15 protein-coding genes and 3 pseudogenes are annotated in these 24,248 nt (G+C 33.2%); 2 read left to right on the top strand and 16 right to left on the bottom strand.

Annotated features, from left to right (window positions below; all coding sequences use genetic code 11):
• Window positions 1-3: 3 nt before the first annotated feature.
• On the bottom strand, window positions 4-2,370 hold the full coding sequence (gene dptF / locus EKQ63_RS06340) for a DNA phosphorothioation-dependent restriction protein DptF (protein WP_143880862.1): 2,367 nt from the start codon (window positions 2,368-2,370) through the stop codon (window positions 4-6).
• A 227-nt stretch (window positions 2,371-2,597) separates the two neighbouring features.
• Window positions 2,598-3,881 carry a DNA (cytosine-5-)-methyltransferase gene (gene dcm, locus EKQ63_RS06335; protein ID WP_075720198.1) on the bottom strand — a complete coding sequence of 428 codons (1,284 nt, stop codon included), beginning with the start codon at window positions 3,879-3,881 and terminating at the stop codon, window positions 2,598-2,600.
• Window positions 3,882-4,223: 342 nt separating this feature from the next.
• On the opposite strand from dcm, the gene EKQ63_RS06330 reads away from it, so the two are divergent.
• Window positions 4,224-5,615, top strand: coding sequence for a Sau3AI family type II restriction endonuclease (locus EKQ63_RS06330; RefSeq protein WP_087951507.1), 1,392 nt, complete (start codon window positions 4,224-4,226; stop codon window positions 5,613-5,615).
• Between the two features lie 235 nt (window positions 5,616-5,850).
• Here EKQ63_RS06330 and EKQ63_RS06325 read toward each other — a convergent pair whose 3' ends face one another.
• The 7 genes and pseudogenes from EKQ63_RS06325 to EKQ63_RS06305 all read right to left on the bottom strand — a co-directional run bounded on the left by EKQ63_RS06325 (window position 5,851) and on the right by EKQ63_RS06305 (window position 13,193).
• A complete protein-coding gene (locus tag EKQ63_RS06325; protein ID WP_061660999.1) occupies window positions 5,851-6,519 on the bottom strand; it encodes a BglII/BstYI family type II restriction endonuclease in 669 nt (222 codons plus the stop codon).
• 138 nt (window positions 6,520-6,657) lie between these two features.
• Entirely contained in the window at window positions 6,658-8,163 is a 1,506-nt protein-coding gene (locus tag EKQ63_RS06320) for a catalase (protein WP_223290793.1), read from the bottom strand.
• Window positions 8,164-8,487: 324 nt separating this feature from the next.
• Window positions 8,488-8,820, bottom strand: a pseudogene (locus EKQ63_RS30145) (response regulator); the annotation flags it as partial.
• Window positions 8,817-10,079, bottom strand: a pseudogene (locus EKQ63_RS06315) (Spo0B domain-containing protein). The pseudogenes EKQ63_RS30145 and EKQ63_RS06315, both read right to left, overlap by 4 nt.
• A pseudogene (locus EKQ63_RS29820) lies at window positions 10,056-10,910 on the bottom strand (tripartite tricarboxylate transporter substrate binding protein); the annotation flags it as partial. The pseudogenes EKQ63_RS06315 and EKQ63_RS29820, both read right to left, overlap by 24 nt.
• Window positions 10,907-11,584 (bottom strand): response regulator, encoded by a 678-nt coding sequence (locus EKQ63_RS06310; RefSeq protein ID WP_087995486.1) that lies wholly within the window; start codon window positions 11,582-11,584, stop codon window positions 10,907-10,909. The gene EKQ63_RS06310 and the pseudogene EKQ63_RS29820, both read right to left, overlap by 4 nt.
• 19 nt (window positions 11,585-11,603) lie before the next feature.
• Complete coding sequence (locus EKQ63_RS06305; RefSeq protein WP_143880860.1) at window positions 11,604-13,193, bottom strand: ATP-binding protein; 1,590 nt, start codon at window positions 13,191-13,193, stop codon at window positions 11,604-11,606.
• 226 nt (window positions 13,194-13,419) lie between these two features.
• On the opposite strand from EKQ63_RS06305, the gene EKQ63_RS06300 reads away from it, so the two are divergent.
• Window positions 13,420-14,742: an MFS transporter gene (locus EKQ63_RS06300; protein WP_143880859.1), complete on the top strand. Its 1,323-nt coding sequence runs from the start codon at window positions 13,420-13,422 to the stop codon at window positions 14,740-14,742.
• Window positions 14,743-16,048: 1,306 nt separating this feature from the next.
• Here the strand turns inward: EKQ63_RS06300 and EKQ63_RS06295 are convergent.
• The 7 genes from EKQ63_RS06295 to EKQ63_RS06265 form a co-directional block, all read right to left on the bottom strand.
• Window positions 16,049-17,269, bottom strand: coding sequence for a multidrug effflux MFS transporter (locus tag EKQ63_RS06295; protein WP_143880858.1), 1,221 nt, complete (start codon window positions 17,267-17,269; stop codon window positions 16,049-16,051).
• A complete protein-coding gene (locus tag EKQ63_RS06290) occupies window positions 17,266-18,759 on the bottom strand; it encodes an FAD/NAD(P)-binding protein (RefSeq protein WP_143880857.1) in 1,494 nt (497 codons plus the stop codon). The genes EKQ63_RS06295 and EKQ63_RS06290 overlap by 4 nt, the downstream gene beginning before the upstream one ends.
• Before the next feature lie 32 nt (window positions 18,760-18,791).
• On the bottom strand, window positions 18,792-19,415 hold the full coding sequence (locus tag EKQ63_RS06285) for a nitroreductase family protein (RefSeq protein WP_143880856.1): 624 nt from the start codon (window positions 19,413-19,415) through the stop codon (window positions 18,792-18,794).
• A gap of 349 nt (window positions 19,416-19,764) precedes the next feature.
• On the bottom strand, window positions 19,765-21,159 hold the full coding sequence (locus EKQ63_RS06280) for an amino acid permease (RefSeq protein ID WP_001248298.1): 1,395 nt from the start codon (window positions 21,157-21,159) through the stop codon (window positions 19,765-19,767).
• A gap of 46 nt (window positions 21,160-21,205) precedes the next feature.
• Window positions 21,206-21,946: a thioesterase II family protein gene (locus EKQ63_RS06275; protein ID WP_143880855.1), complete on the bottom strand. Its 741-nt coding sequence runs from the start codon at window positions 21,944-21,946 to the stop codon at window positions 21,206-21,208.
• A gap of 70 nt (window positions 21,947-22,016) precedes the next feature.
• Window positions 22,017-23,294 (bottom strand): ATP-grasp domain-containing protein, encoded by a 1,278-nt coding sequence (locus EKQ63_RS06270; protein ID WP_143880854.1) that lies wholly within the window; start codon window positions 23,292-23,294, stop codon window positions 22,017-22,019.
• On the bottom strand, window positions 23,287-24,228 hold the full coding sequence (locus EKQ63_RS06265; protein ID WP_143880853.1) for a DMT family transporter: 942 nt from the start codon (window positions 24,226-24,228) through the stop codon (window positions 23,287-23,289). The genes EKQ63_RS06270 and EKQ63_RS06265 overlap by 8 nt, the downstream gene beginning before the upstream one ends.
• Window positions 24,229-24,248 lie beyond the last annotated feature (20 nt).

Raw genomic sequence — 24,248 nt, 5'->3', positions numbered from 1 at the left:
TTTCTAATCCCTTCTAAACGTAAATTCTTCAAAATCTTCGTCGTATGTTAGTCTAAACATTCCATTTTCATTAGATTGAACAAACAATAATTCTTTTTCTCTATTTCCTAATTTCATTATCTTATCCACAAATTCAACGAACTGAATACAATCTTCTTTATCCTTTTTATTCGGGCGATAACCTTTTGAAAGTTTGACCATCATTTCATATAATGGATAATCAATTTCTAAATATACAGGAGCTACTTTATCTTCATTGGAAAAAGCAAGTAATATATTTAATTTAAATCGATTTAAAACCTCCGGTTCTACCCCTTTCAAATGTCCTACAAACGGCTTAATTTTAAGAGACTGTGCAACCTGAGTAGTATCATTTGAGTAATCCATGAATACATAATCTGACTTCGGACTTCCGTTCCATAAGAAAATTGATTTTCTCGCTAAATTATACATACCTTTTAAATCAGATCGATTTCCTTTATTAAAAGCATATAAATATTCCATATATTTTTTATAATTTTCATCCCCAAATATTTCATTTAAAACCGGAGATAAAAATAATGACATACGTATTAATGTTTTATTGAATACCTGTCTAGATGAATCACTTAACTCGAAGAAAGGTCCCATCTCTTCTAGCCCTTCTATCCATCCATCAAGTCCATGTAAATTCAAATGCTTTTGGAAAGTATTCTTCATATTTACTGAATTGTTTAGCTCAATTAGCATTTGGTCTACACTATTTGATCGTAGATGAATAGGATCCATTTTAGAAATAACTGCTAGTAAATTTGATTTTTCTTGACCATCAAATAATAAATTCGGTAATAAGGCTTCGGTTTTTTCCATCATACCTGCCCCAAGAAAATCTTCATTCCCATGAGAAGGCACTAAAATATCATAAATAAAATTAAGCATGGAACGTGTCGAAATAATCATCTTATGCTTAACTATTGCTTCAATTAATATACTTAAAACACCATCTCGTATTTGTTGTTGTTGCAATAACTCATAATTCACCATAAAGAATCCATTTATACCACGTTGCTTATCCTTTAAATAAGCTTGATAGAATGGATTTTTTTCTGACTCAACCACAATTCGCTTTAAAATAGATGAAAAATAATCTGATTTTGGCCCTTCACTGGTTAATTCAAAAGGTTGATAATCACTAAAGCTAATCAAGTGGAAATTACCGCTTTGTTGATTAGTAGCAATTTCATTTGCCTCGAATATTCCTGATTCCTCAATGAATTTTGTTAAAATTTGATAGTGCTCTTTTGCATAATCTGATTCAATAAAGTTATGCAGAACTCCTAGGTTAATAGCTAAAATTAGCTTAAATCTAGAACCATCAATCTCACTATCACTATATGGCTTTAATACTTCCGCTAATGTATCAAGGGAACTCTTTTGTGGATCAAAACTTTCCGTAGCATCATTATGCACCGAAAACTCTTCCATCAATTCAGGATATTTATTTTTCACATACGATAATAAATGTGATTTCCCATCTCCAACGCTACCACACAAGAAAATTAATTGACTCGTATTTTGCCCAGCTGCTGCTGTTAGAGCAGACATCATATCGTTCTGTATCGTTCTTTCTACATGTAAATAATCCTTAAAGGAACTAAATTCATTAGGATTTTCGATAGCCTCTTGAGATGATTCTTTCAGCTTCGAGAGTTCTGCTAGTAAATAACTCTCTCCTTCTCCTAAAATAAAATCATCATACACAAAATTGTTATCTGCTTCTTCTTCATTATCTACAGACTGTTTATCTTCAATTTCTAACCCTACCGCAATCTCAGCGTTATTTATTTCTGTTAATTCCTCAGTTTGATTTGATGTATTTTGTTTACTTGCAATCTCAATTAGCATTTTTAACTTTTCTTCTAAACTAGCAGATATCTTTTCTTCTAATTTCTCCACAATATGTACACTACTCTTCGGCTGTGGATGTTTGTATTTCGGGACAACAAACTCATAACTCCCGTATACCTCCATAAACCACACTGCAATTTGGAATAGATTTTTATGCATTTTAAAAGCACTCTCTACCCCACTTTCAATATGTTCATGTGCCGCTTTATTTCCTAAATAGCGAACAGTATCAAATGAACGTGAAATTTCCTTTGATAAGATATCTTCTCTTTCTAATTTTTGAATACGCTCTACTTGCTTTAAGTATTGTACGTCGTGCAGTTCATGTTCTTCCGCAATGCGTTTTGATAATAGCTCTGCAAATATTCTTCCCTTAATTAAAACCGATTGGGGATCTTGATAAAAAACATTTTCAATATCTCTCCCCATCTCCGCTAACTCGGGGAATACCTCTTGTAGAAAATCAAATGTATATTTCTCCAATGATGTAACACCTCTTAATCTAAAAATACGTTTCGAATATATTCCATATTATACAATATCTATAGAAGAATTGTTGGTATTAAGAAAAAAGGAAATTAGTGGATTATTCATTCTCAATTAGAAATTTGCAAAAAAATAATCTGGGTTATATAGCTAGCTATATAACCCAGATTATCTCAACTCTTTATTATTTCAAATTTTTAATAAGCATGCATATGGTTTATTCCCTAGAATAAACTCAACTGCACAATACTATCCATCTTCTCTTCTTCTTCGTTAATCTCTAAAATCCTTTGACCCATTCGTTCCACCAAATCAACAACTAAAGCATTTCCCATACAAAAGTATCTGTTTCTTTGTGGCATTCCTGTATTCGTCCAATCCATCGGGAAACCATTTAACAATTCACACTCAACTGGCGTTAAATATCTTAGTCTTTTTGTATGAGGATCCTCTATTACATGGGAACTTCTATTACATGTTCCTTCACTTGTTAACATTGTGCGTCCAGGCTTATCTAAATCATCAGGGAAAGCCATTCCTCCCTCAGAGTAGAAATATTTATGACCTGTCGCCTTTGATACTCTTTCTTCTTTTTTCGGACCTTTAAGATACTTGAGTTCCTCAAATTCCGTTCTTCCCTTTTTGTTAATCTTATCCATTTTCAAATAATATGATTCATCTGCAGGACCAAATTTATCATATACTTTTTGAACAACTTCACCTAAAGTCTCTGGATTTTCAGTTACCGGAACTACTTCTTCCGTATATACTTGCCCGTCCATCATTACGCCAGAATTATAGTATTCAGCTTTAAATGTATCAGAAACCTCAATAATATCGACCGGCAACTCAAATTGCCCTCTTTTTTTGTTTTCCTCAGGCGCTTCATGCACTTTGAAAATCGGAGCAAAAAATCCATTTTCACACAATATCTCTAACGGCTTCATTTTACTTTGAACAGATGTGAAATGAGATTCTTTTAAGTACGCAAAAATAAATACTCTTCGTCTTCTTTGTGAATTTCCATAATCCGCAGCGTTAATGACTCTCCATTCCACTACATAACCTGCATCTCTAAAGCTAGCCAGCATAATAGAAAAATCACGACCTCTTTGTTTTGCTGGTGACTTCAATAATCTATCTACATTCTCTAACAAAACAAATCTTGGCTTGCGAGAATTAACTATGTTCATTATCTCCCAAAAAAGAACACCTTTTTTCCCTTGTATTCCTTTTTCATTCGATAAAGTACGTGCTACAGAATAGTCCTGACAAGGGAAGCCTCCTACTAATAAATCATGCTCAGGTATTTCCGGCCAAGCTTCAGCTATATCTCTATTTACATGTATTCCTTTATTTTCAAAGCGAGTTGCATAACAATTAAATGCATGTTGTGCTTTAGTTGAGGGCTCCCACTGGTTTCCCCAAAGAACTTCAAAGTTTTCGTTTGCTTCTAGTCCTAATCTAAAACCTCCTACTCCCGCGAAAAGTTCTACTACTTTCACCATAAATACACGAACATCCTTTCGGTATTTTATTTATCTATGCTTCATTATAATAAAAAGTGAGGAAAAGATCAACTATAACATTTCAAGAACCATACTTTTTTACAATTCCTTATTTTGGCTTGTAACAATTAAGAAAGCAGTTCGCTACTATATCAATATTATAAAGGAAGAAACTTCCCTTGAACAGATCCAATATAGCCGTTACCTAATAAAACTAATTGTCTTTTCCTTCTTATAAATTTTACTTATATAAAATTGAAACAGCTTTTTATTATAGCATAACTTTAATATGTATTGTTTAAAATCATACACCGCAGCACTGGATACAGAAAGGAGTTTATTATGGACTATACTACAATAGAAGAACTAATGAGAAAAGCACATGAAGCTGAAGGAAAAACATTTGGTGAGATTGATTCCACTAACCGACTTGCAAATGCTAAATCGAAAGGTGGACTAGGACAAGTAATCGAAGAAAGCTTTTTTGGATATGAAGTCAATTCAAATGCAGAAGCTGACTTTAAGCACCTTGGTATTGAACTTAAAGTAACTGCATTTAAACAAAATAAAAACGGTTCATTATCTGCCAAAGAGCGGCTAGTCTTAAATATTATCAACTATATGGAAGAAGTTCATACACACTTTGAAACCTCAAGCTTTTGGAAGAAAAACAAAAAGCTACTATTAATGTTTTATGAATGGGTACCTGGTGTAGACCGTAAAAATTTTCACATTACAAAAAGCCTTTTATTCACCTATCCCGAAGCTGATTTAGAAATAATCAGACAAGACTGGGAAACCATCGTAAATAAAATTCGTGCCGGCAAAGCACATGAATTATCTGAAGGTGATACAAACTATTTAGGAGCTTGCACTAAGGGTTCTAATAAAAATTCACTTCGCTCACAACCGTATTCTGAAATTCCAGCAATGCAAAGAGCTTTTTCGTTAAAGCCTTCTTATATGACAGCACTAGTTCGCAGGTATCACCTAAACGAAGAACTAGTAAGTTTTACAACAACAAATGAACTAAAAGGAAAATCTTTAGAAGAAATCCTTTATTCAAAATTTGAAAATTACATAGGCTTAACTGATCAAGAAATCGCTCAAAAATTATCTATTGATTACAAACCTACAACTAAAAGCTTTGTTCCACTATTAGTAAGCTCTTTACTTGGTATTAAAGGAACTCGACTCGATAAAATTGAAGAATTTGCAAAAGCCAATATAGAGTTCAAAACAATTCGTTTAGAACCAAACGGAAAGCCAGAACAAAGCATGTCATTTGAAACAATTGATTTTCATCAATGGACAAATGAATCATGGGAAGAAAGCGAAATCCGAGAACGCTTCTATCAAACCAAATTTTTATTCGTAATTTTTGAATTTAACCAAACAAAAAAAGAAAACCCAAACCGTAAACTCTACTTTAAAGGCATTAAGCTTTGGAACATGCCTGTGCCTACAATAGAAAAAGAAATACGCGAACTATGGGAAGAAGTTAATAAAGTAATACATGAGGGTATTCAAATTGAATATAGAAAACGTGGTGATAAAGTCGTCGAAGCAAATAACCTACCAAAAATAAACTTTAACGGCGTCACGCATATTAGACCAAAAGCCCGCAACGGTGCCGATAAAGTAACTTTACCTGATGGCCAGCAAATTACAAAGCAGTGTTATTGGTTAAATAATTCATACATAGCTGATATTATTACTGATAAAAAATCATAAGGATTTAATTTAATTTATAAAGAAATTACCATTCATGATAAAAAGCAGATATCAATTTTATCCCTAAAGATATCTGCTTTTATCAATTTGTTACGATTTTACAAATCGTATCTCTAATGACCGATTATCTAGTTATTCCAACATTAATTGAAGTTGAAATCCCTAATAATATAATTAATAATTGATGAATATTCAAAAAACAATCCCAATAAAAATAAGTACTTTCCCTAACCTTTTATACTTTTAAATCATTTATGTATCCTTTCACTATCTCACAATGCTGAGGATATGTATCTTTTAGTGCTCCTTTCAAAACTTTTAAATCTTCTGTAATATCTTTTACATTCCAGGCTGTAGAGCCATCATCAAAAAGTCCAATAACTAGTGTTGGAACAGTAACAGATAGTTTTGCAGCTGGTATTTCCCTTATTGTTTTTTCATAATTTGAAACACCACTATCAATTCTCTTACAAAGTTCATAAGAAGGAACAATTAAAATACATATATCTGTTAAATCATAAGAAAAGCTAAGTTGAAACTTGAAGTAGTTACGATAACTGGAAGCAACGTTACCAAACTCAACTTCAATTTGAAGTTTAAGAATAACTTCTCCTGTATCAGGATCAATATAGTATTTTCGAAAATCAGAGCGTAATGCATCATCAGATGTATTCGGTGTAGCTCGAGGCTCTTTTTCCCAGCCAAGTTCTTCGAATCTCAAAAGAAAATAAGTATTCATTATCTGCTGTATAACTTCCAGCTGTGACTGACTGCCCGATTTCCCCTTGTATATTGGAACAGGGCAATCACGACAAACCATTATCAATTCGTTATATGCAGCTTCAAAACGGGGATGTTGCAAAATCTCTTCTGCATACCTATAAGAATATGTTTCTACTTTCATTTTTCTATCTCCCTAAATATCTTAGTTACAATACTTCTCTAGCATTCAATTAATTTGCTACTCCCAAAGTATACCTTAAAATTCAGCATTATTAACGTTGAATATACTAATTTTTACAAACAAACCAATAGAAGAGTATTAGTCACTAAATTTCACCATCCCCCCATACCACCCACTACTCTCCTCCAAAAATCCCCTACTCTCCCCACTATCAACATTTAATGCTTCTGCTAAGCGAATACCATATTCGCGATCTGCACGGAAGAAGTTACAAATAGCTAGTAGTTTCGTACGCTCATTTACGTCTTTCAAGTCATTAGTTAAGTTTGCAATTAAATTGTCTTGCTCTTCTTTAGAGAATGAACGATAACGCTCACCGGCTTGTTTGAAGTCGTTCGGTTTCTCATTTTTTTCACGAGATACATAGCCTCCTACTCTCATAGTTGAATCGCGGTAAGTTGGGTCTTCAACTGGATTTTCAGTATGGCGGCTCGGTTCATAGTTTATTGTAGATGGGTTTTGATTTACTTGCATCGCACCATCACGTTGTTGATTACGAACAGTTGCGTATGGACAGTTTACAGGGATTTGTAAATAATTTGCACCAAGTCGGTAACGCTGTGTATCTGGGTAAGAGAATAAACGACCTTGTAATAGTTTATCTTCAGATGGTTCAATACCAGGTATAGTTGCACTTGGTGTAAAGGCCACTTGCTCTACTTCCGCAAAAAAGTTTTGTGGGTTGCGATTTAGTGTCATTGTCCCTACTTCAATGAGTGGGAAACAATCTTCCGGCCATACTTTTGTTGGATCTAATGGGTCGAAATCTAAAGAATCCATTTGATCTAATTGCATCACTTGTACGTATAGATCCCATTTTGGATGATTTCCTTTTTCAATCGCATCGAATAAATCGCGAGTTGCATGATTGAAATCTTTACCTTGTACTTGTTCCACTTCTTTTGTACTTAAATTTCGTACACCCTGCTGTGGTTTCCAATGATATTTAATGTAAACAATTTTACCTTTTACATTAATCCATTTAAATGAATGGACACCGAAACCTTCCATTTCACGATAGTTTGCTGGTGTACCGTAATCAGAAAATACCCATGTCATCATATGAGTAGATTCTGGTGTTAACGTCATAAAATCCCAATAACGATCTGGCGTTTGAATATTTGTATCAGGTGCTGGCTTTAAAGAATGCACCATGTCAGGGAATTTAATTGCATCACGAATGAAGAAAACTGGTAAATGATTACCTACGATATCGTAGTTTCCTTCTTCTGTATAAAATTTAACAGCGAATCCACGCGGATCACGTGCTGTCTCTGGAGAGCCTTGGCCATGAATAACTGTTGAGAAACGAACGAATACAGGCGTTTCAGTTCCTTCATTTTGTAAAAATGCTGCCTTCGTATATTGCTTCATACTGTTTTTAGTTACAAATACACCGTGAGCACCTGCACCACGTGCATGTACAACACGCTCTGGAATACGTTCACGATCAAAATGAGCAAGCTTTTCTACTAAATGATAGTCTTCTAATAATACCGATCCACGGCGACCAGCTGTACGAGAATTTTGGTTATCTCCAACTGGAGCACCTTGGTTTGTTGTTAAGCGATTATTTGGATTCATGAAGTGGAACCTCCTATGTATAAACATTTTATTCTCTAATATTCCGATTTCAGTCAAAAACATGACATACTTTCGGATAGAGACTCTTGAAATCCCTACTAATTGCGCCATTTCATCTGTTGTAAACGTCCGTCCATTCAGTGACTCGATTTTCTCCCAAATTAATTGTAACGTTTGTTTTGTTAATCCCTTTGGAAGCTCTTTAGTGACAATAGGCTCTCTTTTTTCCTTTTGTAAAATTAACGAATCTAATTCCGATTGACTAATTTTTTGTTGTTCTGTCATGAAAGTAAGCTTTTCTCGATATATAGCTAATGCCTCTTTAAATCTTTCAAATGTAAATGGTTTAATTAAATAATCTACTACGCCATAATGTAATGCTTTTTTAATACTCCCCATATCATGTACAGCTGAAATCATTATAATATCGATTTCTTTTTCTTGATTTCGAATATACATTAAAAGCTCAAATCCAGTCTCTTCAGGCATAAAAATATCAAGTAAGACTAAATCTACTCGTGATTTCTCTAATATTTCTATCGCCGATTTTACTGAGTTAACTGCTTGAACAAGTTCAAACCCTCCTACTTGTTCTAAATAATGTGTATTTAACATTGCTACCATCGGATCATCTTCTACAATTAAAACTTTAATCATATTTGCCCCTCATCCCTACTATTAGGTATCTCAATTGTTATCTTTGTTCCCTCTCCTAACGATGAATAAATATAAATCTCCCCATTTATTCGCTGCGTACTTTCCTTTACAAGATATAAGCCATAACCGCGATTATCTCCCTTTGTGGAATAACCTTTTGTAAACAATTTATCCCGTAATAAGTTCATGGATGATACACTCATCATATATATCTGGTAAGTCCGAATCTTCACTTATAATTAACTTTATATTTTTCTCCCTAGCATAGCTAAGTTTACCCAGTAAAAAACCAGCAAATACTGGACTTTTAATTCTTTTCATAACACCACCAATCTCATATTGATGTTCTGATACCATACGACTTACATATTTCTGCAATTCTTCATACTGTTTCATATGTGTAAGGCCTAAAACGACATGCATTTTATTCATAAACTCATGAGATTGTGCCCGTAATGCTTCCGCATATAGCTTAATACCAGTTAGTTCTTCTGCTAATTGTCTAATCTCTGTTTTATCACGAAATGTTGCAATTGCACCAACTATTTCTCCTTTTACATATAAAGGAACTCGATTCGTAACAATCGTAATCCCATAAACAGTCTGTTCCTCGTTTAATTGAACATCTCCTGTTTGCAACACTTCTTTTATACGTGAATTTGGTGTATATGATTCAAGGTTTTTACCGATAATATCTCCTGTAAGTCCACCCCTATAATACCAACTAATATTCCTACTCCAACACCGATATAAATAATATGTCTACTTTTTTTCACACTCTCTTTCACATTATCAGCTGAAATGCCAACAGCGACCGCACCAAGTTGCTGACCTGTTTCAGCAAAAATAGGTACGAATACTCGCATAGAAATCCCTAAAGTTCCTTCTGCAAGTGAAACATGTTCCTGTCCCTTCAATGCAGGTCCCTCATCTCCTCCAATAAAATGATGACCTATTTTCTTTGGATCTGGGTGAGACTTTCTTATTCCGCCCATGTCCATAACGACAATAAATTGAACATCTATATTTTTTAATATCCTATTTGTATACGTTTGGATTGCGGAAGTATCTGCTTTGCCTGTTAAACCATCGATTACAACTGAATCATTCGCCACAATACGTGCAATCGTTTTTGCTTTCTCTGCTTGGCTATCCTCTGTTGCCCGTTCTACATTATGACTAATTAATATATCTGTCACAAGTAAAGAAAACATTACAACTGTACACACTAATAACTTCCAACTATCACTCTCAACCATCCTCTTAATAACACCATCCCAATAAGCAACCTCTTCCTCCGTCATATCTTTTGGGCCCATAATTCCTTTCCAGTGCTGGAAGATGACGTTGATTCCTTGTTCTTTCCATGTTGGAATTTCTGGTAGTCGGTCTAGTCGTTTTGGTGCGGATACGGCTAGTATTTTTATTTTGCCGGATTTGTATTGTTTTTCGGCTTCGGATAGGGTCATGGTTGCGGCGCTTATTTGTTTGTTCGTTAGGGCGTTTATGATTTTTTCTTTGTTTTCGTAGACGAAGAATTGTAGTTCGGCTGGGTTTATGCCGAATGCTTTGCTTACTTGTACAAATGATAGGTGATCGTCGTTTCCTAGGCCGGGGGCAACGCCGATTTTGAAGTTTTCCTTGTCTTGTTTCAGTTGTTTCATTAGTTCGTTTGCGTTTTCTATGTTTGAGTCTTTTGATACGACAACGACTTCCCAGTCCGATGCAAGTGTGGCGAGCGGTGTGAAGTCTTTATATGTTAGTTTACTGTGGCCTAGTAGGTTGTTCGTTATGAGTAAGCTTGAGTTAATCGCCAGTACGTGACCGCCTTTTTGTTTCGTATATTTCCATCCGACATCACCGCTTCCACCTACTTTGTTTGTGACAGTAATTGGTTTTGTGAAGATTTTTTCTTCCGTCAGCGTTTTTTGCATTGCCCGTGCTGTTAGGTCCCATCCGGCTCCTTGAACGTTCGGCGCAACGATTTCTACTTTGTCTATGTTTACTGTATTCGTTTGAGATTTTTCCGAAGAACAACCAGCTATTACTCCTGTCATGATCCATATACATAGTAATAATCGTTTTTTCATAGTCCTCTTCCTATTCGGTACTTTCGTTCTGGTCGTCCGATAATGCCGTATGTGTACTCTACTGTGCATTCGTTTGTCGCTACTAAATATTCCAAGTATCTTCTTGCGGTCGTTCTCGAGGCCCCCATTTGTTCTCCCATTTCTTCTATTGTAATACCCTCTTCGAATCCTTTTATAATTCCTTTTACCTTTTGCAGTGTTAACGGATCAACGCCTGTCGGTAAGTTTTTTATATCTTGTGTTTGCGAAATGCCGAAGAAGTTATCGATGAGTGTTTGATTCACTTCATTGTTACTATGTAATAATTGTTTCTTTCTTTTATAGTCTTCAATTGTGCGAACGAACTTTTCTAACGTGACCGGTTTTATAAGATAGTTACTTACGCCGTTTCGAATTGCTTTTTCTAACATATGGTTTTCATTCGCCGCTGTAACCATAATGACGTCAACGTTTGGAAAGTCTGCATGAATTTTCGGTAATAAGTCTGTGCCAATTCCGTCTGGTAAATAGTTATCTAATAGAAGCAAATCGATTTCTTCCCTTTGTAGTAATTCCATCGTTTCTTTCGCGTTCAATGCTTTTCCAATCACTTTTACGTCTTTTATTTTTGATAAAAACTCTTCCTGAATTTGCGCGACGCGGAAATCATCTTCTGCAATTGCAACCTTCAACATATGCCCATCTCCCTGTTTGTCATGTACTTTCTTTCAATGTTTTCGGAAGGTAAATTGTAAAAATAGCTCCCCCATTTTTCTCGTTTTGAATTTCAATCGTTCCTTCTAGTACATCTACCATTTCTTTCACGTTTGCTAGCCCATAACCACGATTATTTCCTTTCGTTGAAAATCCTTTTTGAAAAATGGTCGTGATTTTTTCTTCCGGTATTCCTATCCCGCTATCTATCACTTCAAACACAATATCGTGCCCAATATCTGTAACAAAGAAAGAAACACTCTTTTCCTCTCGTTCATTCACCGCATCAAATGCATTATCGATTATGTTTCCAAGGATCGTAATAAGGTGTGAAACTTTTATATGGTCTGGTAACGGATGAAGTGCACTATCTCCTTCAATATGAAAATCAATTTTCTTTTCAGACGCTGTTCCGATTTTTCCTAATAAAATAGCTTGTACTTTCGCATCATGAATTTGATGGAATAAAATATGGTTTTGGCTTTGATGAATATTAGATTCTTGTTGGATAAATTCAATTGCTTCTTTGTAATGCCCTAATTGCAATAATCCCGATAAGACGAAAAGTTTATTTGTAAATTCATGCGTTTGAGCACGTAAGTCCTCTGAATACTTTCTCACCTCAGATATTGTGTTTACAAGGTTTTGCAGTTCTGTTTTATCTCTAAAACTACATACAACTCCTACCGTACTGTTGTTTTCAAGTATCGGTGTCATGTTTAAAATAAACACTTTATCTTGAAATACGATTTCTTGATCGTTTTCTAGTACTCTCTCCATATGAAATTCCGGTAAAACTTTTGAAATGTGCTGCTGCATATAATCATCATGTACATGAAGCATTTCTTCTGCTGATGTGTTCATCATCGTAATAAAACCGTTTTGATCAATGGCGATAATTCCTTCTTTTATAGATAGTAGTATCGCGCTTCTTTCCCGGTATAACGCTGCGATTTCATTCGGCTCTAAACCGAGTGTATCTTTACGAATGCTACGCGCTAAAAGAATGCCACCAACAATGCCGGCTACTAATACCGCTAAGGAAAAGAGTATAATTTCTTTCGTTCTACTCAATATGTTAGATTCAATACCTTTTATTAAAAACTCTACTGTCACAACGCCTACTACTTGATCATAGTCCCCGTTATGAACAATAATAGGTGCCTTAGCCATTAAAGCTGGACCACTTGTACCATTTCCTTCGAGCGTATAATAGCCACCAAAAGTGAGTGCTTCATAGTTATATGGATTGTTACTCTTTGTGCCAATTAACTCCGAATTAGAATGGGAATACATAACCCCATACCGATCTTCCACAATTACATAATCTGCACCAGCTTGCTCACGAACTTGTTCCGCAATGGATTGGATTGTACTTTTATGTTCGTTATATTGAAAAGCCTCTTTTATAGCTGGCATAAAAGAAAGAGATTTAGCCGTTTGCAGTGCTAGCTGCTCCACTTGGCGCTTCGTATCAACGGACTGAATGTAAACAAATATCCCCGCTAACAGGAGAACGACAAATAAAATTAACGTAATAATTAAACTTACTATTTTCGTTTGTAATGACACTTTGCGTGATTTCTTCATACTTCATATCCTTTGATAAAATATTCAAAACTATCAATCTCCTTTTTCTATTATTATGACAAAACGAATAATGAAGCAACTATTAAAACTCTCCATGTACATAAAGTACAAAAAGAATAAAATTGTCATAATATTGAGATTTAATTCTATAGACAGTACAATTCAACTACAATGAACACGCTTTCATATATATACCTTTTATTACTAAGCAAGAGGAGGAATAATTATGGCTCAAGCAAAATCTAACCGAGTCGCCGGCAATATTTTCAAAGGTTCTGTCGGCAATTTAATTGAATGGTACGACTGGTACGTTTACTCTGCTTTCGCTGTTTACTTCTCAGCGGAGTTCTTTCCTAAAGGCGATCCAACGAGTCAGTTACTGAACACAGCAGCTATTTTCGCAGTTGGATTTTTAATGCGCCCTATCGGAAGTTTATTAATGGGACGTTATGCGGATCGGCACGGACGCCGGGCAGCACTAACGCTTTCTATTACCGTTATGGCCGGCGGTTCTTTCATTATCGCCTGTACACCGAGTTACGAAAGTATCGGTATTATGGCACCTATTATTTTAGTTCTTGCTCGTTTACTGCAAGGATTATCACTTGGCGGAGAGTACGGAACTTCCGCAACGTATTTATCTGAAATGGCTAGTAGTGGACGCCGCGGTTTTTATTCAAGTTTCCAATATGTAACGCTCGTTGCTGGACAGATGGTTGCGTTAGGCGTTCAAATTGTTCTTCAGCAATTACTAAGCGAACCAGATATGAAAGCTTGGGGCTGGCGCATTCCATTCATTATTGGAGCGATGGGCGCAGTAGCTGTATTATGGCTTCGCCGCACGATGGATGAATCGGAGCAGTTCGCAAACGTAAAATCACAAAATCGAAAAAGCGCAGGAACCGTTCGCGCGCTTATGAAACATCCTAAAGCAGTATTAACAGTAGTCGGCCTAACACTCGGAGGCACTGTCGCATTCTATACGTACACAACATATTTACAAAAGTTCATGGTAAACACAGTCGGTCTTCCAAAAGAAGTTGTAAGTTGGATTAACTTTGTCGCACTACTTATTTTCGTCGTACTTCAACCAATTGCGGGTCTACTATCCGATAAAATCGGACGCCGCCCACTATTAATGGCATTCGGTATTCTCGGAACATTACTAACAGCGCCGATCTTCTTCTTCATGGAAAAAACGACAGAACCAATGGTAGCATTTTTACTCATGATGGTCGGCCTCATTATCGTTACTGGTTACACATCAATTAACGCAATTGTAAAAGCAGAACTCTTCCCAACTGAAATTCGCGCACTAGGCGTAGGTTTACCCTATGCACTAACAGTTGCGATATTCGGCGGAACAGCTGAGTTCATCGCATTATGGCTAAAAAGTATCGGAATGGAATCACTATTCTACTTCTACGTAGCTGGATGTATCGCGATCAGCTTTATTACGTATTGGCGTATGGATGAGTCATCGAAAACTTCGCAGATTGAGGCGGAGCTTGGTGATGGGGATAAATTAGTTAACAATAAATCTAGTTAAAAATTATGTATTCTATGTTCTTCGTTTATCTGAACTCAATTTGTTTTATCTACGGAGGCATAATTCATTAATATATAATTTAAAAGCAACCCCTTAAATTCTGAATGTTCTGATTTAAATTGATTATTTGGCAGACTAGTATAATAATTAATCGCAATTGTATATTCAAGTTCAATATTATCGAGACTTCACATTATGGTTGTACTGGCTTTTTAATAAAGTATATAGTAACTAACTTTAAAACCAGTGAATTAAAGGAGATAATTACAAATTTGTTTCATTTTCTAAAAAACAAAAAAAGGAATCCTTTACGGATTCCTTTTTTGCCTTGAACTCTTTTTCAAATAGTGCATCTTTGCACCTAATTTTATTATACCTTATAATTCTTATAAGATAAATAAGAATTATTGAAATTCACTTCTATATTTTCATAAAAAGATGTGTGTCTAGAAATTAATAATACTAGGTTCACTTACGAAAGATTTGTATTCTTTCACCCACAATGAAACATCATAGCCCTTCATAATTTCACAGATAAAAACAGAAAGAATACAATAATAATTCTAATCATAAAAAAAACCGTGCTATTATATCTACTTTTCATATGCAATATTGCATATGAAGACCTTTAATCATTTTGTTATAATAGTTATGTGGATCTTACATTCATCGAATCCACACATACGAAAATGTATGTAGGCAACCTTAATTACTAAAAGTGAGAAGAATGATAAATATTCTTCTCATTTTTATTATTAAAAATAATCTTATAACTACCACAACAGGTAATAAATATACAACCTTATATTAGAATTTATAAATGTTGTTATACAGTTGAAATACTCCCTCAACAATTTCTAAATTAATATTCTTAATTACTTCAGGCAATAACATCTTTCTAACTAAAAGAACGAATATCAACTTTATTAGCACCAAATATGTAACATTACATATCTAATGCTTTAATTATTTTGTTATAATAGTTGAGTAGATTGTTTATCCATCAATCTACTCAACTGCATATTTGGTGAGTATGCAGACCCTAATCACAGAAAATGAGAAGAGTGTCAAACATTCTTCTCATTTTTTGCATACTAACTAAATTTTTAGTACAATTTGATTATTACTATAACCTGTAAGTGATGTAACTTCTAAATACTCTTATAAGAAATACAATTATAACAACCATCGGTGTAGCTACAATAATAGCTTTTTTAAAATCTTGATCTATATAAATAAAAACCAGTTATCTTCAGATAACTGGTTTTTAAGTAGTTATTTTGAAGGTTTATTAAATTGAATGCTATTAAGCACGTTTTATTTCTTTAAAATTCCTATAAATTAATTGGTAAAAGCTTGCAACTAACAGAATACAACAAACTAAAATAGTTAAGACCATTGGAAGCTGCGATGTCATATTAAAAGCACTAAGTATAAGGCCACAACAGAAGCCAAATATCATTTGTATAAAGAAAAACAATCCTGAAGCGGTCCCTACAATTTCATTAAATGGTTTCATTACTGCAGCCTGACATGCAGGAAAAATCCCTCCTACACCAATCATTAGTAACATCATCGGGAATATTATACCAAATGGATTATAAGGAATAATCCAAACGGCTATTACCATTAATATTGAAGAAAAAAGGGCAATATAGCTTTCATACATAATTACTTTATTTAGGCCTACCCTACTCCCATTTCTTCTAGTAAAAGTGGTCCCCATAATATATCCTATAATTACCAAAGCATACATTAAACTATATGATTTTGGGCTAACATGAAAGAATCCTTGTAATACAAAAGAAGATGATTGAATAAATGTATAATATGCGCACCAAGCAAGTCCTATAGCAACACTATAAGCTAAAAATATTTTATGTGTTAGTAATAATTTATAATTATTAAATATAGATTTTAAATTTATATTCTTTTTACCTTGTACATTTTTTTCTTTTTCTAAAATGCATAAAGTTAAAATTAAAACGATAGACACAAGAACTAATAAAAATACAAAGCAATATCTCCAACTTAAATACGTCTGAATAAAGCTTCCAATCGCTGGTGCAATTGCTGGTGTAACTGCAATTGCCGTCGATAAATTTGTAAGTACATTCAATTGTTCTTTATCTTTAAACTTTTCTTTAGCAATAACTCTAGCCAGTACCGTACCACAACCGCCTCCAAGTGCTTGAAGAAATCTACCCAAAATTAAAACATAAATATTTGAGGTATATAAACAAATAACTGTTGCCAATAAATATAAGAACAATCCAAAAGTAATTACTGGTTTATTCCCATATCTATCAGAAAATATTCCACAAGCTAAAGTTGATATGGCATATCCAACCATATATATACTTAATGTTAATTGCATTAAATCATTTCCAGTATTAAAATCATTTGACATATGAGGTAATGAAGGTAAATATAAACTAATAGATAGTTGAGGTATACACACTAAGCAAATTAAAGTTATTAAAAGTAAATTATTTTTATTCTTAACCATTCTGAAATTCAATTTCATACACTCACCAATGCGATTTTAGACATATGTTCTAAAATATCATTTGATATTAGTTTTGCCTGCTTAGATATCATTTCAACAGAACTTGTGAAATAATAAGTTCCACAAGTAATATGCCCTAAAGCTTTTAGCTGCTTATTTACCTTACCATTTGCATTAATAATACTTCCAGATTTAAAATCTACTTCAATACCACCATAATTATTTAGTTTTACTGTTCCAAACTCTATTAAATGATCTAATAATTGATCTCTACAAGATTTGTGTAAATACTTTGTAGATCCCACTGCATTAACAATGTATCCATATTTTTCTTCAGAATCTTTAAAATAAGCTTGAAACTGATCATTTATAATTTTTATATCTTTTATTCCTTTTTTAACCACAAGCCTGTTTTCTTTTAACATTTCTAAAATCTTCTTTGCATTTAATATAGGCATAGGATTCCTTTCACTCATAAATAAGCGTTCATATTTTTTCAAATACACCATCTTATCATTTGGATTTAGATAATACCAATATTCACTAATCACATCATTTACCGTCATTAGAATCGATTGCCATAAACCTATCTCATTTAGATTTTTCATATCGCTTTCTATTGCTTGACTAGGTGTTAGGTTATGTTTTCTTTTGTATATCATGTTATTCAAATCCAAACCGACATACTGACATTCTTTACTTAGAATATTAATTATCTGTTCAAGTGTAATTTCATTATTATTCTTTAAAAGTAACTCATTTAGAGTTTCTTCAGTAAAAAAGTTTAATTTATACGGCTGAATATTCCCCCTAACAGCTGGAAGCAATCCATTTCTTGATAACATATGGATTTTCCCCAGATGCCCTTTCTCTTTCAAAACTACACTAACATCAATGCTAGTCAAACTAGATCCTAAAATACCTATGTCCTCTTTATCATTTATATTATTTAAGGTTTTTATTAACGGATAAGGGTCATAAATAAATTTTTCGTTACCTTCCAATTCGTAATAATCAGATAATTTAGTGTGACCTAGACACAATACCACGTAATCATACTCTGTTCTATCCTTCAAAGATGTTACAATAAATTTATCATCATTTATGGCTTGTATATTAACAACCTCATCAAACTTAACATCTACATAAATATTTTTATCTTTAGCTATTTTTAATGATTTATGAAAAGTTTCATTAAGGTATTGTCCAAAAAAACGTCTTGGAAGGAATTCATCTAGAAAAAAATGTACTTCATGTTTCTTTTTATACCACTGCCAAAAGTCATCAGGTTCTTCATTGAACACGGACATTTGTTGAGAATGTCTATTTAATAATAAGACATCATAATCTTCCTGATATGGTAATCCAGGCCCAATCATAGCGTTCCTGTCATACATTGTTATATTTAGGTCTACGTTTAAAAGTTTGAATTCCTTAATTAAATAATTAAAGGTACACAAACCAGAAACACCCGAGCCAATTATTGCTAATCTCTTTTTTTCTCGCATAGCTATTCATCATTCCATTTCTTATTGTTTTATTAGAATTCTTCTCTAAGTGCCAATCTATCCAATGAAATACGAGAACTTGGATAAGCCGGTTCTGCCGCCTTACCAATTGTCAATAACATAACTGGTACAAAGCGACTTGAAATATTTAATTCTTTTATAAGCGCTGCTTTATTAAATCCCCCCATCGCACAGGTATCATACCCTTTTGATTTCGCTGACAGCATAATCTGCATTGCAAATAATGATGAATTTAAAATAGCTTCATCTCTTGCGAATGATTTATTATGTTTATAGGCACTTTCAATTTGATCGATTAAAGTTTCACAAACTTGCTGATTCATATGTCCCTCTTTAACTGCTTGATTATATATTTCATAGGCAGATTTATTAGCTTCTAAGTCTCCCAAAATTACTATTGTTACAGATGAATCTACTACTTGATTTTGATTATACGCAATTGGTAATAAGCGATTCTTACCATCTTCTGACGAAATAACTATATATCTCCAATGCTGCAAATTCCAAGCTGAAGGGGCAGTAGTAGCTAATTTTAAAATATCTTCTATTTGATCTTGAGGGATTTTTATTCCTTTTTCGTATTTTTTCACACTTTTTCTTGCTTTCATAATTTCTTCTACTGTATTTTTTGGCATAATTAACACTCCTAAACCTAATTTTTTTCTAATAAATATATAATTATCTTTAAAATTTCAGACAAAATAAAAAAATGTAAATCTAAGTATAAAGTTTTTTTATTTATTAATGATATTATTTTGTTGAAAATAAACAAACCATAGTTAAAAAAAGCAATTAAAAATCTTTCTAGAGTTCTTACCCTTCCCTAGTTCTTCTTAACTAACTTTAAATTAAAATGAGCCACCATCTGCTAACCTATTAGATCTGCATTCTTTAATAATTAAGCACATGCCCAAGATTTTCTTACTTTGGATGGTGGCCCATCCCACAATAATAGTCATCCCCTTAAATTTTTTAAAAATCAATTTAGGAGGTTCGTTGATTTCGATGACTTAACGTGCTATCTTTTTTAAACTTTTTATAATAGATTCCTGTTAGCATTAAAATCCATATAGGACCAACGATTAACGCTATGCGGTTGTCATCCGAATATAGCATAGTTACTAAAATAACTAATAAAAACATTAGAGTCATATAGGAACTATACGGAAAAAAGGGAATTTTATATGATAACTTTTTCTTTTCCGTATTAGATAATTTTTTTCTAAATTGCAACTGAGATATTATTATTATTATCCATGTCCAAATCGCTGCAAATGTAGCAATACTAGTTAACCAAGTAAACACTTTTCCTGGCACCAAATAATTTAGGACTACTCCTATTAATAAAACAGCGGATGTTACTAACGTCGATTTAATAGGAACTCCATTTTTACCTAATTCTCCAAATGCCCGAGGTGCCTTACCTTGTCTCGCCAATGTAAATAACATTCGACCTGTACTAAATAACCCTCCATTACATGAAGAAAGTGCTGCTGTTACCACTACAAAATTTATTATAGCCGCTGCCTTAGCTATACCTATTTGCTCAAAAGTCAATACAAATGGACTTCCTTGATCTCCAATACTATTCCATGGATAAATTGACATTATTACAAATAAAGCTCCTACATAAAATATTAAAATTCTCCAAAACACATTATTTATTGCCTTTGAAATTGACTTTTTAGGATTTTGGGCTTCTCCTACTGTTAGACCAATCATCTCTATTCCTAAATATCCATATAATGCTATTTGTAATGAAAGTAAAAACCCTTTTATACCATTAGGGAATATCCCGCCGTGATCCCATAAATTATGAATTCCAGTAGGAATCCCCTGATTACCTATACCAAATAAAATCATCCCTGTCCCAACAACAATCATAAAAATAATAGTCACTATCTTTATAAGCGAAAACCAAAACTCTAATTCTCCATAAAGCTTTACAGCCATAAAATTACAAATACTCATTAATAATAGTGCCAATAGGGCCCATAACCAACGTGGTGTATTTGGAAACCAATATTGCATATATACACCAATAGCGGTTATTTCAGCCATACAGGTTATAACCCATAAAAACCAATAATTCCAACCAGTTAGGTATCCCACTAGTGGACCTAAATAGTCATATGCATACTGGCCAAAAGATCCTGATATGGGTCTATGAATAGTCATTTCCCCTAACGCTCTCATTATAAAAAAAATAGCAAATCCAGCTATAGTATATGCAAATAAAATAGATGGACCGGCTAATTTAATAGCAGATGCGGAACCTAAAAATAATCCTACTCCAATAGTAGAACCAAGAGACATAAGTGTAATATGCCTCTCTTTTAAGCTTTGATGCAAATGTGGCAAATTCTCATCTTGTCGCATAAATACCCCCTGGTTCAATAATTAGTAAACTAAATTAAATTTTCATTTATAATTTTGCGAAATCCTTTTCAATTAATTGCCCCAACTCATTTTGTATACTAAAATCATTTAAATAGAAGTGATCCCCATGATAAATTTTTAAAGTAAACATATTAGTAGTATGCTTAAACCACTCTTTTGCCTGTTCAATATTTAAATTGTCATTAGTACCAATAATAGCTGTTATTGGACAATCAAGAATTACCCCTTCTTTAAAGTTATAAGAATTTAAAACTGCAAAATCCGCCCTTATAATAGGAAGTAACATTTTTATAAACCTTTTATGGCTTAATATTTCTTTTGGTGTTCCATTTAATTCTTTTAATTTTATTATTAACTCTGCATCATTTATTTCATCTTTAATTAGATTTTCATTTAATAAATGAGGAGCGGGATAGCTTGATACATATATATGATCTGGTTGTTTTTTTAAATTTTTCTGTAATAATTTAGCTAATTCATAACTTATTAATGCGCCCATACTATGACCAAAAAAGATAAATGGTTTTTCTAAAAGGCTTTCAATATCTCGGCTCAGCTGTTCTAACACCTTACTTATATCTTGAAACGGCCTTTCTAAAGCCATTCTCCCTCTTCCTGGTAGAGTTAGTATACACACATTGCAATTTTCGTTTATAATTTCATCCCAATTCTTATATAACTCACTTGTTCCTCCAGCATGAGGAAAGCAGAATAACGTAAACTCTGCATCATCTTTCTTTCTTAAAAATTCAAAGTATCCGCCCATAGATATAACCTCTTTTATAGAAATTATATACAGCATGTTTTTACTAAAAACATGCTGTATATATAGGTATTTATTTTTTGACAAGCATTTTAGTTTTAAAGAATCCTTCTGATTCTTCAAGTCTACGTAGCTCAAGGTAATCATTTTCAATTTGCTCTTTTGATGTACTAGTTAATATAACAAATCCAGGATGCGTCTCTACATTAGTAGTTTTGTATAAATTATCTCCTACATTTTTACTTAATTGTATATCTGCAAAAGATAATAATCCTTTGACGAAGTCTATTCCATCGATACTTTCAATTACTCCTTCTTGCTGCGAATTTAAAAATACTACAGAAATATACTTTTTAATACAATAGTTTTCTTGGTTTTGTAACGTCTCTAATAATTTTTTCGGATTAGCATAACAATCAACCGCTAATGAAGAATGGCTATAAGATAGTGCATCTGAAATTACTTCTTCTTTTAATGAGAGACCCATAGTTCTACAATTCACTTCAACTAATCTAGGCCCTTCATTTGTCAATCTAACCTCCGTGTGAGTTGGACCATATTGAATTCCCAAAATAGTAATAATATCCTCAACATATTTAGTCATCTCATAATAATGTTTACGATCATATGGCATCAGTTGAATTTTGTCATAAATGACAGTTGTGCCATTTCCTTTAAAGAAATCATGTCTCCATATATCTGTTATAAAATGTTTTCCTTCATGTGTCATAGCATTAACTACATAGTGAGGTCCTTCAAGGTAGCGTTGAACTAAAACTTCATCATTTAATATTCCAAGTGAGTTCTCTATATTAACAATCTTATTAAAAGCATCTTTTAATTCATTCTCATTGTAACAAAAGGCTACTCCATCAGAAGCTGCACTATGAAGAGGCTTAACTACAACAGGCCACTTATTAAGATCAAGAGCCCAGTCGATAGCTTTTTCTGGATCGTTAGTTTTCAACTGTTCTACCGCTGGAAGCTTTTCTTCCCTAATTAATTCATTCATTATGAATTTATTTCGTCTAGCATGTACTTTATCATCATCATTTCTTAGTAAATACAATTCCTTAGCCAGTTCATTAGCTAGTTCTACCCCTGTTTCAGCACCTGGAACAATATGTTTAGGATTATACTGTTTAATTTGTTCTAATGTTTCTATTAGATTTCCATTATGAATAATATTAATTTCAAATTCTTCTCTTCTAAATGAAGGTTCAAAAACAGAAGAGATAATTTTTGAACTTTGTACGTGAATTACCTCAAATCCATATTCTTTAAAATGTTTTGCCATTTGATTTCCTGTAGAATAGGCATCTACAATGACACAATAATCATCATTACGCATGCTTTAATTTCTCCCCTTTTGGTTTTTCCTTATTTAAACCCACATTTTGAATGAACATTTTGATTATTACAAATACACAAAGGCATCCAATCCCAGATAGCGATATCCATGACCACTTAACTCTTGGATCTAACAATTGAAAAACAAAAGTAAAGACTGGCCCGAGTGTTAGAGTGACCGACACAAAAAGTGGATTACAATATTTTATTCCTACCTGAATTAGGTATAATGGAATAATTAAACCTAAAAATGTAAATAAAATTATCCAATTCCAGTTACTTTGAAATACATCAAGGATATAAGAAGCTTTTTTATTTAGAACAAAAACTATTGTGACAGGCACTAACATATAAAATCTGTGAGCTAAAATTTCGTATGTACTCCATCCAGCTTGACTTAACTTTTTAGAATAAATAGTTGCTAAAACCATACCTATTCCAGCCGTAAATGTTGCCAATAAACCTTTATACGTGAATGAAGCGTCACTTGCTATCCCTGACTTACCGCTTAACGAAGCCCAAACTAGAATTAAAGTTCCTATCAATATACCCAGACAGACGTAAATATCAAATTTTAATATATTACTTTTTTGAATAATTAAACTTAAAACTAATGCTATTATAGGGCCAATCCCTATTTCAATTGCACTTACAATAGCCGGTTCTATATACTTGTTCGCATAATAAAAACATATAAATATTATCGCTGTAATTATATTTAATACGACTATACTATTCATACCTGTTATTTTATTATTTAACTTAATATTAGATTTTTTAACTTTAATACTTTTAAGAACAGTTAAACTTAAGAAAAATAGCAATGTTATAGAAAAGCTTAAAAAGCTATATACAAATGGATCTATATCTTGAACCCACTTTGCATAGAAAACCTGATTAATTGAAGACAAAAAGGCTGAGAGTATTAATACCAGTGTTCCAATTAGTGTATACT

This window comes from Bacillus sp. BD59S, from assembly GCF_007363175.1.
Classification (GTDB): domain Bacteria; phylum Bacillota; class Bacilli; order Bacillales; family Bacillaceae_G; genus Bacillus_A; species Bacillus_A pacificus.
The sequence above is the reverse complement of the archived record's forward strand: the minus strand, read 5'-3'. Positions and strand labels throughout refer to the sequence as shown.

Bases quoted from the DNA above. Each gene is read 5' to 3' on its own strand.
- dcm (WP_075720198.1), bottom strand. From the start codon at position 3,881: ATGGTGAAAGTAGTAGAACTTTTCGCGGGAGTAGGAGGTTTTAGATTA.
- EKQ63_RS06330 (WP_087951507.1), top strand. From the start codon at position 4,224: ATGGACTATACTACAATAGAAGAACTAATGAGAAAAGCACATGAAGCT.
- EKQ63_RS06325 (WP_061660999.1), bottom strand. From the start codon at position 6,519: ATGAAAGTAGAAACATATTCTTATAGGTATGCAGAAGAGATTTTGCAA.
- EKQ63_RS06320 (WP_223290793.1), bottom strand. From the start codon at position 8,163: ATGAATCCAAATAATCGCTTAACAACAAACCAAGGTGCTCCAGTTGGA.
- EKQ63_RS06310 (WP_087995486.1), bottom strand. From the start codon at position 11,584: ATGTTGAAGGTTGCAATTGCAGAAGATGATTTCCGCGTCGCGCAAATT.
- EKQ63_RS06305 (WP_143880860.1), bottom strand. From the start codon at position 13,193: ATGAAGAAATCACGCAAAGTGTCATTACAAACGAAAATAGTAAGTTTA.
- EKQ63_RS06300 (WP_143880859.1), top strand. From the start codon at position 13,420: ATGGCTCAAGCAAAATCTAACCGAGTCGCCGGCAATATTTTCAAAGGT.
- EKQ63_RS06295 (WP_143880858.1), bottom strand. From the start codon at position 17,269: ATGAAATTGAATTTCAGAATGGTTAAGAATAAAAATAATTTACTTTTA.
- EKQ63_RS06290 (WP_143880857.1), bottom strand. From the start codon at position 18,759: ATGCGAGAAAAAAAGAGATTAGCAATAATTGGCTCGGGTGTTTCTGGT.
- EKQ63_RS06285 (WP_143880856.1), bottom strand. From the start codon at position 19,415: ATGCCAAAAAATACAGTAGAAGAAATTATGAAAGCAAGAAAAAGTGTG.
- EKQ63_RS06280 (WP_001248298.1), bottom strand. From the start codon at position 21,159: ATGCGACAAGATGAGAATTTGCCACATTTGCATCAAAGCTTAAAAGAG.
- EKQ63_RS06275 (WP_143880855.1), bottom strand. From the start codon at position 21,946: ATGGGCGGATACTTTGAATTTTTAAGAAAGAAAGATGATGCAGAGTTT.
- EKQ63_RS06270 (WP_143880854.1), bottom strand. From the start codon at position 23,294: ATGCGTAATGATGATTATTGTGTCATTGTAGATGCCTATTCTACAGGA.